General features: G+C 69.9%; 9 protein-coding genes. 6 read left to right on the top strand and 3 right to left on the bottom strand.

The window, feature by feature from the left end; translation table 11 throughout:
- Positions 1-1,086 carry an aldose epimerase family protein gene (locus ABD235_RS34790; protein ID WP_344182017.1) on the bottom strand — a complete coding sequence of 362 codons (1,086 nt, stop codon included), beginning with the start codon at positions 1,084-1,086 and terminating at the stop codon, positions 1-3.
- Between the two features lie 349 nt (positions 1,087-1,435).
- On the opposite strand from ABD235_RS34790, the gene ABD235_RS34785 reads away from it, so the two are divergent.
- From ABD235_RS34785 to ABD235_RS34775, 3 genes are all read left to right on the top strand, one after another.
- Complete coding sequence (locus ABD235_RS34785; RefSeq protein ID WP_344182015.1) at positions 1,436-2,035, top strand: cysteine hydrolase family protein; 600 nt, start codon at positions 1,436-1,438, stop codon at positions 2,033-2,035.
- Positions 2,036-2,042: 7 nt separating this feature from the next.
- Positions 2,043-2,963 carry a GlxA family transcriptional regulator gene (locus tag ABD235_RS34780; protein ID WP_344182013.1) on the top strand — a complete coding sequence of 307 codons (921 nt, stop codon included), beginning with the start codon at positions 2,043-2,045 and terminating at the stop codon, positions 2,961-2,963.
- Positions 2,964-3,102: 139 nt separating this feature from the next.
- On the top strand, positions 3,103-5,259 hold the full coding sequence (locus ABD235_RS34775) for an MMPL family transporter (protein ID WP_344182010.1): 2,157 nt from the start codon (positions 3,103-3,105) through the stop codon (positions 5,257-5,259).
- Between the two features lie 52 nt (positions 5,260-5,311).
- Here ABD235_RS34775 and ABD235_RS34770 read toward each other — a convergent pair whose 3' ends face one another.
- On the bottom strand, positions 5,312-8,377 hold the full coding sequence (locus ABD235_RS34770; protein ID WP_344182008.1) for a glycoside hydrolase family 3 N-terminal domain-containing protein: 3,066 nt from the start codon (positions 8,375-8,377) through the stop codon (positions 5,312-5,314).
- Between the two features lie 295 nt (positions 8,378-8,672).
- On the opposite strand from ABD235_RS34770, the gene ABD235_RS34765 reads away from it, so the two are divergent.
- Entirely contained in the window at positions 8,673-9,641 is a 969-nt protein-coding gene (locus tag ABD235_RS34765) for an NAD-dependent epimerase/dehydratase family protein (RefSeq protein WP_344182006.1), read from the top strand.
- 12 nt (positions 9,642-9,653) lie between these two features.
- On the opposite strand, the gene ABD235_RS34760 is transcribed toward ABD235_RS34765, so the two are convergent.
- Positions 9,654-10,367 carry a hypothetical protein gene (locus tag ABD235_RS34760; RefSeq protein ID WP_344182005.1) on the bottom strand — a complete coding sequence of 238 codons (714 nt, stop codon included), beginning with the start codon at positions 10,365-10,367 and terminating at the stop codon, positions 9,654-9,656.
- A gap of 128 nt (positions 10,368-10,495) precedes the next feature.
- On the opposite strand from ABD235_RS34760, the gene ABD235_RS34755 reads away from it, so the two are divergent.
- Together ABD235_RS34755 and ABD235_RS34750 are read left to right on the top strand one after the other, a co-directional pair.
- Positions 10,496-11,458, top strand: a complete 963-nt coding sequence (locus ABD235_RS34755; protein ID WP_344182003.1) for a TIGR03560 family F420-dependent LLM class oxidoreductase — start codon at positions 10,496-10,498, stop codon at positions 11,456-11,458.
- 307 nt (positions 11,459-11,765) lie between these two features.
- A complete protein-coding gene (locus ABD235_RS34750) occupies positions 11,766-15,503 on the top strand; it encodes a S8 family serine peptidase (protein ID WP_344182001.1) in 3,738 nt (1,245 codons plus the stop codon).
- The last annotated feature ends 22 nt before the right edge of the window (positions 15,504-15,525 follow it).

The following is a 15,525-nucleotide window of genomic DNA, read 5'->3' as shown; positions in this document are numbered from 1 at the left end:
CTACTTGGTGCCGAAGGAGTAGATCGTCCGGGTCGCGTAGGTCTGGCCGGGGCGCAGGACCGTCGACGGGAAGTTGGGCTGGTTGGGGGAGTCGGGGAAGTGCTGGGTCTCGAACGCGAACGCGTCACCCTGGCGGTACGTCTTGCCGCCGATCCCCTGGAAGGTGCCGTCGAGGAAGTTGCCGCTGTAGAACTGCGCGCCGGGCTCCGCCGTACGGACGGAGACCGTCCGGCCGCTGTCGGGCTCCCAGAACCGGCCGGCGAACCGCAGCCCGTCGTGGTCGGCCTTGCCGCCCAGCACGAAGTTGTGGTCGTAGCCACGCCCGATCACCAGTTGGGGGTGGTCGTCCCGCAGCCGCTTGCCGATCGCGGTCGGCCGGCGGAAGTCGAACGGCGTACCGGCCACCGGCGCGATCTCGCCGGTCGGGATCAGGCCCGAGTCCACCGGCGTGTACGACGGTGCGTTCAGCTCGAGCACGTGGCCCTCGATCGAGCCGCTGCCCTCACCGGCCAGGTTGAAGTAGACGTGGTTGGTCAGGTTCACGATCGTCGGCTTGCCGGCGACGGTCGCGTGGTAGTCGATCCGCAGGTCGTCGTCGAAGTCGAGCGTGTACGTGACCGTGGTGGTCAACGTGCCGGGGAAGCCCATCTCGCCGTCCGGGCTGACGTAGGTGAACGCGACCCCGACGTGCGACGGGGTCTGCACGACCTTGGCCTTCCAGACCCGCTTGTCGAAGCCGAGCGTGCCACCGTGCAACGCGTTCTCGCCGTCGTTGACGGGGATCTGGTACTTGTTCCCGTCGATCGAGAACTGGCCCTTGGCGATCCGGTTGCCGTACCGGCCGATGGTCGCGCCGAAGTACGGGCTGAGCTCGGCGTAGTCGGGCAGGTTGTCGAAGCCGAGGCTGATGTTCTCGGTGCGGCCCCGGCGGTCCGGGGTCTCGACCCGCTGGATGGTGGCACCCCAGGTCAGCATCGAGACGGTCACCCGACCGTTGCTGAAGGTGTACACGTCGACGCCGACCCCTTCCGGGGTGGTGCCGAACGGGTCCTTGCGGATGGACAGGCGGCCGTGGTGTGAACCCATGGACGCGACTGTAGTAGCCGCCGGTTCAGCACCGGCGGGGCTGGTCAGGGCCCCGGCCGTGACGGCGCCGAGGCCGAGCGCGCCGGCGGTTCGCAGGACATGGCGACGAGGCAGGTGGTCAGTCATGAAGTCCCCTCGGTCGGTTGGGCGGTGAGCGGCGAGAGCGTTTCCACGCCGCCTCGGGCACTGTAAGCACCGAGGCGCGATGTTTGGAACAGTTCGTAACCGTTCGCATTCGTCCGATGACTGGCGGATCGGTGGAGGTGTCGGCGAGGCGTTGACCGGATCCGTCCGCCGCGGGGCGCGATGGTGCCTGTCGCGGCGTCCGTCGTACGGCGAGGCTGGAGGCATGACACAGACAGCGCTGATCGTGATCGACGTCCAGGAGTCCTTCCGCGTCCGGCCGAACTGGCAGGCCGTGAACCATCCCGACATCGCCGACCGGGTCAACCGGCTGGTCGCTTCCGCGCGCGAGCGCGGGGACCTGGTCGTGTGGGTGCTGCACACCGAGCCCGGGACCGGCGGCGCCTTCGACCCGGCGAACGGGCACGTCCGGTTGATCGAGGGGCTCGAGCCGCGCGACGGCGAGCCGGTGATCCGCAAGACGTCGCACAACGCCTTCACCACCACGAATCTGCAGCAGGTGCTCACCCAGCACGGTATCCGCGAGCTGGTGATCAGCGGGATCCGGACCGAGCAGTGCTGCGAGACCACCACGCGCGTCGCGTCCGATCTCGGGTACGACGTGGTGTTCGTGACCGAGGCGACCGCGACGACGCCGCTGCCGCACTGGACGCTGCCCGCGGACGCCTCGCTCGACGAGGTGCTGGCCGACCCGCGGACGCTGATGCCGGCGGTGGTCGTGGAGCGGACCGAGTACGCGCTGGCGGGACGGTTCGCCACCATCCGGACGCTCGACGAGCAGGCCGGGCTCCTTGTGGGATCCTGACCGGATCATGCGCAAGGTCGTCTTCTTCCTGGTCCCCCGACTGCACCTGCTCGATCTCGCCGGGCCGGCGCAGGTGTTCTCGACGGCTGCCGACCTCGGGTACGGCTACGAGCTGCACTACGTCGCCGAGGTCGAGGAGGTGTCGACCGCGCAGGGTGTGCCGGTCAAGGCGTCCTTGGCGTGGCCGGAGCTCGGGCGGGACGACCTGATCGTCGTACCGGGGTGGCGGTCGCCGCGGTTGTCGCCGTGGCCGCCGATCTCGGCGCGCACCAAGCAGGTGCTGCGGACGCATCATGCGTCGGGCGGGTCGGTGGCGAGCGTCTGCTCGGGTGCCGACGCGTTGGGTGCTGCTGGGTTGCTCGACGGGCGGCGCTACACGACGCACCACGACCTGACCGAGGAGCTCGCGGCGCGGTACCCGAAGGCGAGCATCGTGCGGGACGTCCTGTACGTGATGGACGAGCGGGTGATCACGTCCGCGGGGATCGCGAGCGGGATCGACCTCGCGCTGCACCTGGTCGCCGTCGAGCACGGCGCGGTCGCGGCGGCCAGGGTCGCGCGGGAGATGGTCGTTTACGCCCGGCGCAACGGCGACGAGCTCCAGGAGAGCGCGATGCTCCGGCACCGCGGTCACCTCAGCGATCTCGCGCACCGCGTCCAGGACGTCATCGACAGCCGGTACGCCGACCGCCTGCCGCTGGCCGACCTCGCCCGATCCGCCGGCGTCAGCGAACGCACCCTCACCCGGGTCTTCACCGCCGCCACCGGCCTCACCCCACTGCGCTACCAGCAGCTCCTGAGGCTGGAACGAGCCGAACACCTGATAGCCCACGGCACCACGGTGGAGTCGGCGTCGAGGGTGGTCGGCTTCGAGGACCCCCGCATGCTCCGCCGCCTCCGCTCCCGCACCCCGGCCGCCACCGCCTGACTGTCTCCGTCGTACTGCGGGGTGGACTTTCCTCCACCCCTCGTGGGGGTCTGCGTCTCCTGAGTTCCGCTCGCTTTCCCGACAGGCTCGTCACCAGGCGGGCAGAGAGCCCGGGCGGGGTCGGCGAGAGGGCGCAAGTATGAGCAGGGGATCCGTGACCGTGCGGGCCGCGCGGTGGAGTGCTACCCATCCTTGGCGGGCGATCGGCTTGTGGCTGATCCTCGTCGCCGTCGCGGTCGGGTTGTCCGTGATGGTTCCGAAGCAGACGACGAAGGACGCGGACACCTGGGTCGGGCAGTCCGGCCAGGCCGCGGAGCTGATCCAGCAGGCGGGGCTCGACGGCAAGCCGAGCGAGACCGTTCTGGTCACCGATCCCGACGGACCACTCGACAAAGCCGAGGCGACCACCGCGCTCGCGCAGCTGAAGCAGAAGCTGACCGCGATCGACTCCGTCGACACCGTCGGCGACCCGGTCTGGTCCGAGAACGGCAAGGCCGCCCTGCTCCCGATCGAGCTGAAGGGCAGCGCCGACGACGCCGCGGACAACGTCGAGAAGCTCGTCGCCGCCACCGCCGACGTACAGAAGGACAACCAGAGCCTGAGCATCCAGCAGACCGGCGCCGCCTCGCTCGACGCCGGCATCTGGAAGCAGGTCGGCAACGACCTGGCCAAGGCCGAGAAGCTCAGCCTGCCGATCACGTTCGCGCTGATGCTGCTCGTCTTCGGCGCCCTGATCGCGGCCGGAATCCCTGTCCTGCTGGCGTTCTCGGCGGTCGGCGCGGCCCTCGGCTTCTACGCGCCGCTGTCCTACCTGTTCCCCGACGGCGGCTCGGTCGCCAACGTCGTGCTGCTGATCGGCATGGCGGTCGGCGTCGACTACTCCCTGTTCTACCTCAAGCGCGAACGCGAGGAGCGCCGCCGCGGGCACAGCACCGTCGACGCCGTCGAGATCGCCGCGGCCACGTCGGGACACTCGGTGGTTGTCTCCGGCCTCGCGGTCATCGTCTCGATGGCCGGCCTGTACGTCGCCCAGGACCCGGTCTTCTCCTCGATGGCGACCGCCACCATCGTCGTGGTTGCGGTCGCGGTCCTCGGCTCGCTCACCGTCCTGCCCGCCCTGCTGGCCAAGCTCGGCCACCGCGTCGACCGTCCCCGGGTCCCGCTGATCTGGCGGCTCAACCGACGCATCGGTCCCGGCGGGATCAGCCGTCGCCTGGTCGCCCCGGTCCTGCGCTTCCCGAAGATCGCGCTCCTGCTGTCGGCCGTCGCGGTGGTCGCGCTCGCCGTCCCGGCACTCGGTATGAAGACCGACCCGGGTGGCCTGAACACCCTGCCGGGCACCATTCCCGAGGTGAAGACGATGCAGCAGCTGCAGGCGAACTTCCCGTCCGAGGGCATGGCGTACGACGTCGTCGCGAAGGCCGACGGCAAGGCTCCGGTCGAGGCGCTGACCGCGCTGCAGCAGTCGGCTGTCGCGACTCAGCAGTTCGTCGTCCCGCCAGGCCAGGCCGTCCGGACGTCGGGCGACACCGCCGTACTGACGCTGGTCTCGGTCCTGCCGGACACCAGTGAGGACGCGAAGGCCGCGCTCGACCAACTGCGGGACACGCTCGTGCCCGCGGCGTTCGACAAGGTGCCCGGGGCAACCTGGGCGGTCGGTGGCGAGACCGCGAGCGGGGTCGACTACGGCGCGAACCAGCGCGACAAGCTGCCGTACGTGATCGCGTTCGTGCTCGGGCTGACCCTGCTGATGATGCTGTTCACCTTCCGCAGCCCGGCGATCGCGATCGTCACGACGCTGCTCAACCTGGCCTCGGTCGCGGTCTGCTTCGGCGCGCTGTCACTGGTCTTCCAGCACACCTGGGCCGAGGGGCTGCTCGACTTCACCTCGCCCGGGTTCGTGATCTCGTGGATCCCGCTGTTCCTGTTCGTGATCCTGATCGGGCTGTCGATGGACTACCACGTGTTCGTGCTCGGCCGGATCCGCGAGGCCGTGCAGGACGGGCTCGCTCCGGCTGAGGCCGTACGCCGCGGCATCACCGAGTCGGCCGGTGTCGTGACCAGCGCGGCCGCGGTGATGGTCTCGGTGTTCGCGCTCTTCGCGACGCTCGGGATGATCGAGATGAAGCAGATGGGCGTCGGCCTCGCGGTCGCCGTACTGGTCGATGCCACGCTGGTCCGGATCGTGATGCTGCCGGCGATCCTGGTCCTGCTCGGCCGGAAGGCCTGGTGGCCGAACAAGTTGGCCAAGGCCGGCGCCGGCGAGCGTCCGGAACGCGAGCTGATCTCGGTCTGAGAACACCAGTGGGGCCCGGCAGCAGGCAGCTGCCGGGCCCCACTGGTCTGTCCTACTTCAGCTTGTACGCCGCCGCGAGCTTCGCGATCGCACCGCCCAGGTCACCGGTCAACGCCAGGTGCTCGGCGTCCGCGGTGAGCTTGGACACCGAGGCGTCCAGGTTCTGCCCGATCTGGTCCTGGGCGATCCAGCGGGCCGCCGCGACGACCGCGTCGTCCTCGGCGAAGCCGTCGACCCGGCTGCGCTGCAACGCCTTGCCGGCCGCGGTGAGCGCCGCCAGCGCGGTCGTCGCCTGCGGCCCGGACCAGTCCTTCACGTGCAGGGCGACGTCGATCGAGATCGCCGCGACCAGCACGTTCGGGTCCAGCAGGCCCTTGCGGAGCAGGGCGGTCTTTGCGTCCAGCAACTTCTGCCGGGCGGCCGCCTGCGTGGTCAGACCCCAGCCGTACGGGTACTGCGGGTCGTACGACGCGTCGCCGACGTTGATCGGCTGCTGCGTCTCCGCCTTCGGCCAGGTCACCGGCAGCCGTCCGCTGAACGGCTTCTTGCCGAACAGCACGTCGGCGACGCCGGCCCCTTCGGTCCCGGGCAGCCAGGAGGCGACCAGCGCGTCGATCTCGCCGAGCTGGTCCGCGATCACCTGCGGCCGGCCGGACACCACGAGCACGACACACTTCATCGCGGCGCAGACCTTGTCCACCGATGCCCTGTCGGCGTCGGTGAGCAGCAGGTCGTGACCGTTGCCGACGTCACCGATTCCCTCGGCGTACGGGCGTTCGCCGACCACCACGACACCGACGTCGTGGCCTTCGAGCGGAGCCGACGCGTCCTGGCTGAAGGTTGCCGTCGGCACGTTCTCCTGAATGCCTTGGAGGATCGTCGTCCCGGTCGTGGTCGTACCGGAGCCGCCCTGCCAGCTGATGCTCCAGCCGCCGAGCTGGTTGCCCAGGTCGTTGGCGTTGCTCCCGGCAACGTAGACCTTCGCCGTCGACTTCAGCGGCAGCACGTTGCCGTCGTTCTTCAGCAGCACCTGGGACTTCGCCGCCGCCTCACGACCGACCGCGCGGTGCTTGGTGCCACCGACCTCGGCGAGCTTGCTGGTGTCGGCGTACGGCTTCTCGAACAGGCCGAGCTTGAACTTCTGCTCCAGGATCCGCCGGACGGCGTCGTCCACCCGCGACTGCGCGACCCGGCCCTCGGTGACCTCCGTGGTCAGGCCCTGGGTGAACTCCTGGTACCGGGTCGGCACCATGATCATGTCCAGCCCGGCGTTGATCGACGTCCGGATGTCGCTCGCGTAGTCGCCCGGCAGCTGGTCGATCGCCTGCCAGTCGGAGATCACGAAGCCGTCGAAGCCCATCCGGTCCTTCAGCACGCCGTTGATCAGCTCGGCGTTGCCGTGCATCTTCACCGCCGGCTTGTCGTCGCCGATGATGTCGACGCTCGAGTACGACGGCATCACGGTCCCGACACCGAGGTCGACCGACGTCTTGAACGGGTCGAGGTGGATCGCCTCGAGCTCCTGCTTCGTCACCTCGGTGACGCCCTGGTCGATCTTGTACGACCCGGTCGTCGACGACCCGTACGTCGTACCGCCGTCGCCGACGTAGTGCTTCGCGCTCGCGAGCACGTGGTTGTTCTGCTTCAGCTGGCTGCCGTCGGCCTTGCCCTGCATGCCGGTGATCACGGTCGCCATCGCCTTGACCAGGGCCGGGTCCTCGCCGAAGCCCTCGTACGAGCGGCCCCAGCGGTCGTCGCGCACCACGCAGACGCACGGCGCGAAGTCCCACGGGATGCCGGTCGCGCGCACCTCGGTCGCGGTGACCTCGCCGGCGCGCCGGGACAGGTCCGGGTCGCGGGTGGCGCCGATGCCGATGTTGTGCGGCAGGATCGTCGCGCCGATCACGTTGTTGTGCCCGTGCACCGCGTCGACACCGTAGATCAGCGGGATCTGCAGGCGGGTGGCCTGCGCGTTCAGCTGGAAGTTGTCGATCATCGCGGCCCAGGCGGCGGGCGTGTTCGGGGTCGGCACCGAGCCGCCGCCGGACAGCAGCGACCCGAGCGCGTACGTCGCGATGTCGGACTTGGTCCGGACCGCGTTGCGCTCGGCCTGGGTCATCTGGCCGACCTTCTCGGCCAGGGTCATCCTTTTCAGGAGGTCGTTGACCCGGGTCTTCACCGGGAGCTTGGCGTTCAGGTACGGCAGGTCGTGTGCGTTGATCACGACCACGGGCTGGGTCGCCGGCGCCTTCGCGCCGGTCACGGTCAGCTCGACCGGGATCGTCTCGGCGGCTTCGGCCGACCGGTCCTTGCGGGTCGCCACCTGGATGGTGTGCGACGTACCGGACGGCGTACCGGCCGGGAAGGTGAACGCGCCGGAGACCGGGGTGTAGTCGTCGGCGCCCGCCGTACCGGTGCCGCTGCGGAAGTCGACGGTGACCGGCTCCTCCAGCGGCGTGCTGCCCGTGGTGGCGACGGACACCTTGACCTGCGCGGTGCCGCCCTCCTTGACCGGGTAGACACCGGCGTCGGTGACGACACTCGCCTTGAGCGCCGGGTCGGCCTTGCCGTAGATCTCGATCTGGTCGATCGCGAACTCACCAGGAGTCCCGACCGGCATCGTGAACGCGTAGCCCCACATCTGGGTCAGGTTGAGGATCTGGTCGATCCCGCCGACCGGCTGGTAGTCGCCGCGGTAGGCCAGGTCGCTGAACGGGATCTCGACCAGGTGCCAGCCCTGCCAGTCGTCGGTGAAGCTGGTGTTCCACAGCTCCGACGCCTCGGCGTTCGCGCCGCCGTCCTTGATCTCGAAGAAGATCCGCTTGCCCGACCCGGGCGGCAGCGGCGCGGTGTTCTGCCCGTACCACCAGAACCGGATCCCCTTGTACGCCGACCAGTTCCCCGGGTTCTGGTCGAACGTGATGTCGTGACTGAACCCGCCGTACCCGCTGACGTTGTAGGTCCCGTGCAGGACCTTCTCACCAGCTGGCGCGTCGTCCCGAGCCTGCAGCTCCATGGTCGGCGGGTCGTCAGCATCACTGCCCCACCCGAAGATCCCCGGGTTGGGCGGCGAAGCGAACGGCTCAGCCCCCTCGAACGCCGCCAGCACCGTAGGCACCGGGTCATCCGCGGCAGCCTGCGAAGCCACCCCCAACGGCAACAACCCCGCCACCACCGCGAGAGCCGTCACCCCCACCGTCCGACGCCGAACACGAACCCCTGGCCACCTGGGCATGGGCGACTCCCTGACTCTCCGCACAGGCGCCTCACACCCGTGTCGCGCCCGATGCTCAGCCCTCCCAACCCCGCGGTCAAGACCCCACCGGTTCCGGAACTAGAGCGCTCTCACACCGCAAGACCGGCAGCGCGTACGGCGTTGGTCGTGTAGGGCGCCCGACTGAGATCATGAGCCCATGGCGATCCCCGAACCGTGGCGGCCGCTGAGGGTCCTGGTCACCGGCGCGTCCGGATTCGTCGGGTACGCCGTCGCCCGCCGTTTCGCCGAAGTCGGCCACGAGGTCCACGGCCTGACCCGCCGAGCCTCCGGTCTCCCGCCAGGCATCGAGCGGGTCGCCGGCGACCTGCTCGACGGCGGCTCGATCCGGAAGGCCGTCGGACAGGTCGAGCCGGAGGTGGTGTGCCACCTGGCCGCAGCCGTCCGGGTTCGGGAGTCCCGAACCGATCCGGTGAGGTACTGGCAGACCAACGTCGGCGGAACGCTGTCGCTGCTCGAAGCGCTGGCGGAAGCCAGGCCGGGTTCGAGGCTGATTCTCGCCTCGACCTGCGCGGTGTACGGCGAACCCGCGCGGCAGCCGATCACGGAAGATGCCCGGTCCGAGCCCATTAACCCGTACGGCGCCGGCAAGCTGGCCGCCGACCGTGCGGCGGCAGACCTGGCCGCCACCGGCGCGATCGGGGCAGTCAGCCTGCGGTCCTTCAACGTCGCCGGTGGCCTGCCGGGGCATCCGGACCGGGACGAGGCGAGGCTGATCCCCAAGGTGGTCGCGGTGGCGCAGGGCCGGGCCCAGGAGTTGGTGGTCAACGGCGACGGTACGACGGTCCGCGACTACGTCCACGTCCTCGACATGGCGGACGCGTTCCTCGCCGCGGTCGAGGTGTGCGTGCGGGGCGCGTGGCAGGCGTACAACGTCGGTGGTGGTGGCCGGACCAGGATCGTCGACGTGATCGCGACCACCGAGCGACTGACGGGCAAACCCTTGGCCGTTCGGCATCAGCCGGCCGCCGCCGAACCACCGGTCATGACCGCCGACTCCACGAAGTTCCAGCAGGCCACCGGATGGTCGGCTCGTCGATCCGGACTCGACCAGATCATCGGTGACGCCCTGGAGGCGGGCCGGACCGGATATCCGCCCGGCGAGTAGTCACCACCGAGGTCAAGCAGGCCGCGGGCGGGGGACGGTGGGCTGACCGAGCTGGACGCTGACCAGGGTCTCGGGGCGGCGGTGGGGGCGGACACCCTCCTCGTGATGGAAGCGGACGAGGTCGGCGGTGGTGATGGTGAGGTCGCCGATGGGGTGGTTGCGGTGGGTGGTGGCCCAGGTGAGGAGGGCTGTGGGGGAGGGGATGGGGGCGGCGAAGTGGAGGAGGTTGATGTACCAGATGTCGCGCGGGCTGTCGGCCTCGAGCCAGGCGTCGGGGCCGAGGGCTTCGGCGTACAACTTCTGGAGGTGGTCGGCGTGGTCGTCGAGGGGCTGGGCGCAGACCATCACGGTGCCTCGGGTGAGGATCAGGCCGGTGAGGGTGAAGCGGACCGGCGCGACCTGGGACGCGGCGCTGCGGAGGGCGGTGGTGTAGCGCTGGACTACGGGGTCCGCGGGGGTGACCTGCTCGCGGTAGCGCTCGAGGGCTCGGATGGTGAGGTGGGCAGAGCCCAGTTGGCCGGTCTGGAAGTGGCCGGGGCCGGCGATCGAGGCGGCCTCGCGGGTCAACGCGTCCAGGCGGTGGGCGACGGGGTCGGCCGGGTCGACGGTGAAGGCCGCGCTGACGGGCCAGCGGTTGCCGTTCTCGACGAGGGGGATCTCGACGTTGTGCCGCCCGGCGGCGATCAGGGGTCCGGCGGTGGCGAAGAGGCGGTCGAAGGTGTTCATCGTCGGAGTACGACGTCGCCCGCGGGTCCTGGGTTCGGGCTGATTGAGAAACCACGGTGCTGGAACTGAGAAGGAACTCCGTCCGTCAGGTGGTGGACCGGTTCAGTGGGCCGGGAAAGGATGGGGGTATGACTTCACGTTTCGGGATTTTTGTTCCGCAGGGCTGGAAGATGGACCTGACCGAGATCGCCGACCCGGTCGAGCAGTGGGAGGCGATGACGAACGTCGCCAAGCGGGCCGACGAGGGATCCTGGGACTCGATCTGGTTGTTCGACCACTTCCACACCGTGCCGGAGCCGAGTGACAACACGACCTTCGAGTGCTGGTCGGCGACCGCCGCGCTGGCCCGCGACACCCAGCGGGTGAACATCGGCCAGATGGTCGGCTGCAACGGGTACCGCAACCCCGCGCTCTACGCGAAGATCGCGTCCACCGTCGACGTGGCCAGCCACGGCCGCCTGTACGCCGGGATCGGCGCGGGCTGGTACGAGCACGAGTGGAAGGCCTACGGCTACGAGTGGACCGACGTGAAGCCGCGGATGGCGGCGTTCCGTGAGGCCACCGAGATCATCTGGAAGATGTGGACCGAGGACAAGCCGGTCTACAACGGCAAGCACTACTCGATCGACGCCCCGATCAACCTGCCGAAGGGCGCCGGCAACACCCGGCCGCAGTTCTGGATCGGTGGTGGCGGACCGCAGGTCACGCTGAAGCTGGTCGCGCAGTACGCCGACGCCGCGAACATCGGCGGCGGCAACCCCGAGGTGATCAAGGAGAAGGTCGCGATCCTGCGCGGCCACTGCGAGAAGGTCGGTCGCGACTACGACGAGATCACCAAGTCGACCGGGCTGAACGTGTTCCCGATCGACGCCGGCGACGACCCGAAGAAGGCCACCGAGAAGGCGCGCGGGCCGCAGAACTGGGACAAGTTCAGCGCCGACAACACGATCGCGACCGAGGACGAGATCGCGCTCAAGGTCGAGGCCGCCCTCGAGGCCGGCGCCGACTACGTGATCTTCTACGTCCCCGGTGTCGCCTACGACCTGGACCTGGTCGACCGCGTCGAGCGGGTCGCCAAGCGTTTCGCCTGACCCCAGCACCCAGCACTCAGCGCATTTGGTGGGTCAACCCACCGACTGGACCGTTGGCCCACCGGAATTCGGTGGGCCAACGGTCCATTTGATGGGTTGACCCATGAAATGCGGTCTCGCTTCGGTTGCGGTTGCGGGTGAGGGCCCAACCGGGGAGGGGAGAGGCGCAGGGCCGTACGGGGTCTGGTGACTGGTACCGGTCATGACGGGTTCAGGTCAGCCGGATCCGTGGACCGTGGCCGAGGGCAACTGCCAGGCTCGCAGGCGGTGGCCCCGCGCCCGTCGGGCCCCCGTGAGGAGGCAGACAATGCGGTGGTCACGTCGCGCGACCAGCATGTTCGGCTCGGTGATCGTCGGCGCCCTGGCGGTCGCCGTACCGATCCAGGCCCAAGCACAGACCACCGGTGGCGCCGGAGCCCCTCCCCAAACCCCTCCCGGCGCCACCGGTCACGCGACGCCCGGTGCGTCGACGTACCGGATCACCCTCGTCACCGGTGACGTCGCCGAGCTGACGATCTCCGCCGACGGCAGCCGCAGCGGCCGGTTGGTGGACGGCAGCAACTACTACTTCGGCGACTTCGACGGCGAGCTCACGGTCGTCCCGGCGGCGGCGTACCCGCTGTTCACCGCCGGGAAGCTGGACCGCCGCCTGTTCAACCTCAGCCTGCTGGCGGCACAGCGGTACGACGACGCGAGCACGGCCAAGCTGCCCGTCCTGCTCAGCGGCTCGAGCGCGCCGGCCGCTCCCGAGGGCACGACCCGGCGGATGACGCTGGCGAGCGTCGGCACCACCGCGGTCTCGATCGACAAGTCCGAGGCCAAGCAGTTCTGGCAGGGGATCGCGGGTCCGCGGACGCTGAGCAGCGCGAGCGGCGTCGGCAAGATCTGGCTCGACGGCCGCACGCACGCGACGCTCGACCGCTCCACCGCGCAGATCGGCGCGCCGATCGCCTGGCGTTCGTCGTACGACGGCCGCGGGGTGAAGGTCGCCGTGCTGGACACCGGGTACGACGCGGGCCACCCGGATCTGCAGCAGAAGGTGATCGGCGAGGCCAGCTTCGTCCCCGACCAGGCGGTCCAGGACGGCCACGGGCACGGCACCCATGTCGCGTCGACCGTCGCCGGGCTCGGTAAGGCGTCCGGCGGGAAGCGGAAGGGTGTCGCTCCGGGCGCGGAACTGCTGGTCGGAAAGGTCCTCGACAACAACGGCGGCGGGCTCGACTCCGAAGCGATCGCCGGAATGGAGTGGGCCGTCCAGCAAGGCGCGAAGGTCGTCAGCATGAGCCTCGGCGGTCTGCCGTCGGACGGGACGGACCCGATGAGCGAGGCCGTGGACCGGCTGTCGAAGTCCAGCGGTACGTTGTTCGTCATTGCCGCGGGCAACGCCGGGACCGAGGAGTCGGTCGGTACGCCGGGCACGGCCGCGGCCGCGCTGACGGTCGGCGCGGTGGATCGCGACGACAAGCTCGCGCCGTTCTCCAGCCGTGGGCCGCGACTCGGCGACGGCGCGCTCAAGCCGGAGGTGACCGCGCCGGGCGTCGAGATCGTGGCGGCGCGCGCGGCCGGGACCGAGCAGGGGCACGTGGTCGGTGAGCACTACACGGCGATGAGCGGTACGTCGATGGCGACGCCGCACGTCGCCGGCGCGGCGGCGATCCTCGCGCAGCGGCACCCGGAGTGGACCGGGCAGCAGCTGAAGGCGGCGCTGGCGACGACGGCGGTTCCCAGCAAGGGCACAGCGACGGCGGCGCAGGGGCTGGGACGGATCGACATTCCGCGGGCGCTGGATCCGAAGATCCTGGCCGACACGGCGAACGTGTACTTCGGTGACGTGTCGTGGACCGGGAGTGCGCCGAAGCCGGTCGAGCGGAAGGTTGCCTACAGCAACACATCCGGCCGGGCGGTGACGCTGGACTTGTCGGTCGAGGCCAAGTCGCCGGCCGGCGTCACCGCGTCCCTCGCTGTCACGCCGAGAAGGCTTGTAGTACCGGCGGGAGGGTCTGCCGCGGCGACCGTGCGGCTGGACCTGGCGAAGACCGGGCCCGCGAAGTACGCGGGGGAGCTGGTTGCTCGGGTCGCCGGAGAGCGCGGCGGAGCAGGCGGCGCCGAGGCCGGCGTCACGTCGTACCGGACAGGCTTGGGCTTTGCCGCCGGTGGTCGCCTGCACCAGGTGACCGTCCAGGGGATCGGTCGCGACGGCAAACCCGCGCGGCCGACCGTCGCGGCCAACAGCGGGGTCCAGCTCTGGAATCTCGACACCGGTGACGTCAACGCCGTCGTCTTCGACGACAACGGTCAGCGCACGCTGGACGTGCCGACCGGCAGGTACGCCGTGATGGTGTACGTGATGAGCGCCGACCAGGCGGACTGGGTCAACGGCGTCGCGTTGCTCGGCGCGCCCGAGGTGACGATCAATGGCGACCGGACGCTCGTCTTCGACGCCCGCACGGCGCAACCGGTGACGGTGAAGACACCGCAGCGTGCGGAACTGGAGAACTTCGGGATCGCCTGGCACCGCAAGGTGGGCGACCGCGAGGCCGTGTCCGGATTCGGCTACGACCGCGAGGTCAGCGGCAACGTGTACGTCGGTGACTTCGGCAAGGTGCGGGACGGATCCGTCCGCGCGGTCCAGCGCTGGGACCTCGCGCAGCCGAAGCTGACCGCCGACGTCCTCGGCGCAGGTGGCTTCCGGCTGCCGACACCGCGGGACGGCAACGACATCTTCGGGTACGTCGGCGCCGAGACCTTGCCGCTCGTCAACGCCGGCGACGGGCGGCCGGAGGAGTTGAAGGACGTCCGCGGCAAGATCGCGCTGATCCGCTGGCGCGCCTACGACCAGACCTTCGGCCAGGTCGAGGCGGCCAAGGCGGCCGGCGCGAAAGCGGTCTTCCTGTACAACGAGCAGCCCGGGTTCTGGAGCGACAGCGCCTGGGTCGACGTGCCGCTCTACCTGCTCCGGCAGCCGGAGGGCGCGAAGTTGCTGCAGCTCCTGAAGCAGCGGCCCGTCCAGTTGAAGCTGACCGGTCTGAAGGACAGCACTTACCGCTACGACCTCGCGGTCGCGCCGCAGCAGGTCAAGGGTGCGCTGACCTACGACTTCGCCAAGCTGCGTCCGGCGGTCGTCACCACGAACTTCCCCCGGGTCGACGCCAACGTCCTGCACATCGACCAGCGGTCGGCGCACCTGTCCGGCGTGAGCGCGGGCCTGGGAGCAACCCGGCTGGTGGCTGGTCCGGTGACGCGGACGGACTACCTGGCGTCCGACGACCCGGGCACGCGCTGGGACGAGAAGACATCGGCAGGGGAGTGGAACGAATCGGGTGTCGAGTACAGCCTGGCGCGGAGCTACCGGCCGAACGAGCGGGTGAACCGCGAGGTGTGGGCGCCGATCGCGCGGCCGGCGATTCCGGACGCGGCCGGGAGCGAGGCCGACGGGTTGCCGGTGGCGCGGTTCGAGAACGCGCTGCGGATCGCGATCCCGCAGCACGTGAACGGCGACCGGACGATCTACGGCTGGAGCGATATGCGCGGGGACGAGACGCTGCTGAGGCTCACGAGTGGTGGCAAGGAGCTCGGTCGGAAGGACTGGTCCGTGGCGCAGTTCGCCGTACCGGCGAAGAGTGCTTGGTACGAGCTGAGTCTCGACGTACGGCGTGCGCCCAACACCTGGGCGACGACGTCGACGGCGACGCAGACCGAGTGGCGCTTCCGGTCGGGGCCGGTGAGGACGCGCGAGGTGCTGCCGCTGGTCCAGGTCGACTACAAGCTGAGTGGGCGGCAGTTGGAGCTGAAGCCGGGCTACCAGCCGGGTGCCCGGGGACTCGGGTTCTTCCGTACGACGGCCGAGGTCAGCGTGGACGGCAAGCACTGGCAGCCGCTCCGGCTGCGCCCGGGTGGATGGGGCCTCGGCGCCTCCGGTGCCCTCGGCGGGAGGGTGGCGGGGGAAGTGCCCGCCGGCCCGGTCGCCGCGCTCCGGGTGACTTCGACCGATCTGCTCGGCAACCGGATCACGCAGACCATCGAGAAGCCCTGGCCGGCAAAGTGAGGATGTCTCAAGTAAGCGCTTG

Source organism: Kribbella lupini, from assembly GCF_039529595.1.
Lineage (GTDB): Bacteria > Actinomycetota > Actinomycetes > Propionibacteriales > Kribbellaceae > Kribbella > Kribbella lupini.
The sequence above is the reverse complement of the archived record's forward strand: the minus strand, read 5'-3'. Positions and strand labels throughout refer to the sequence as shown.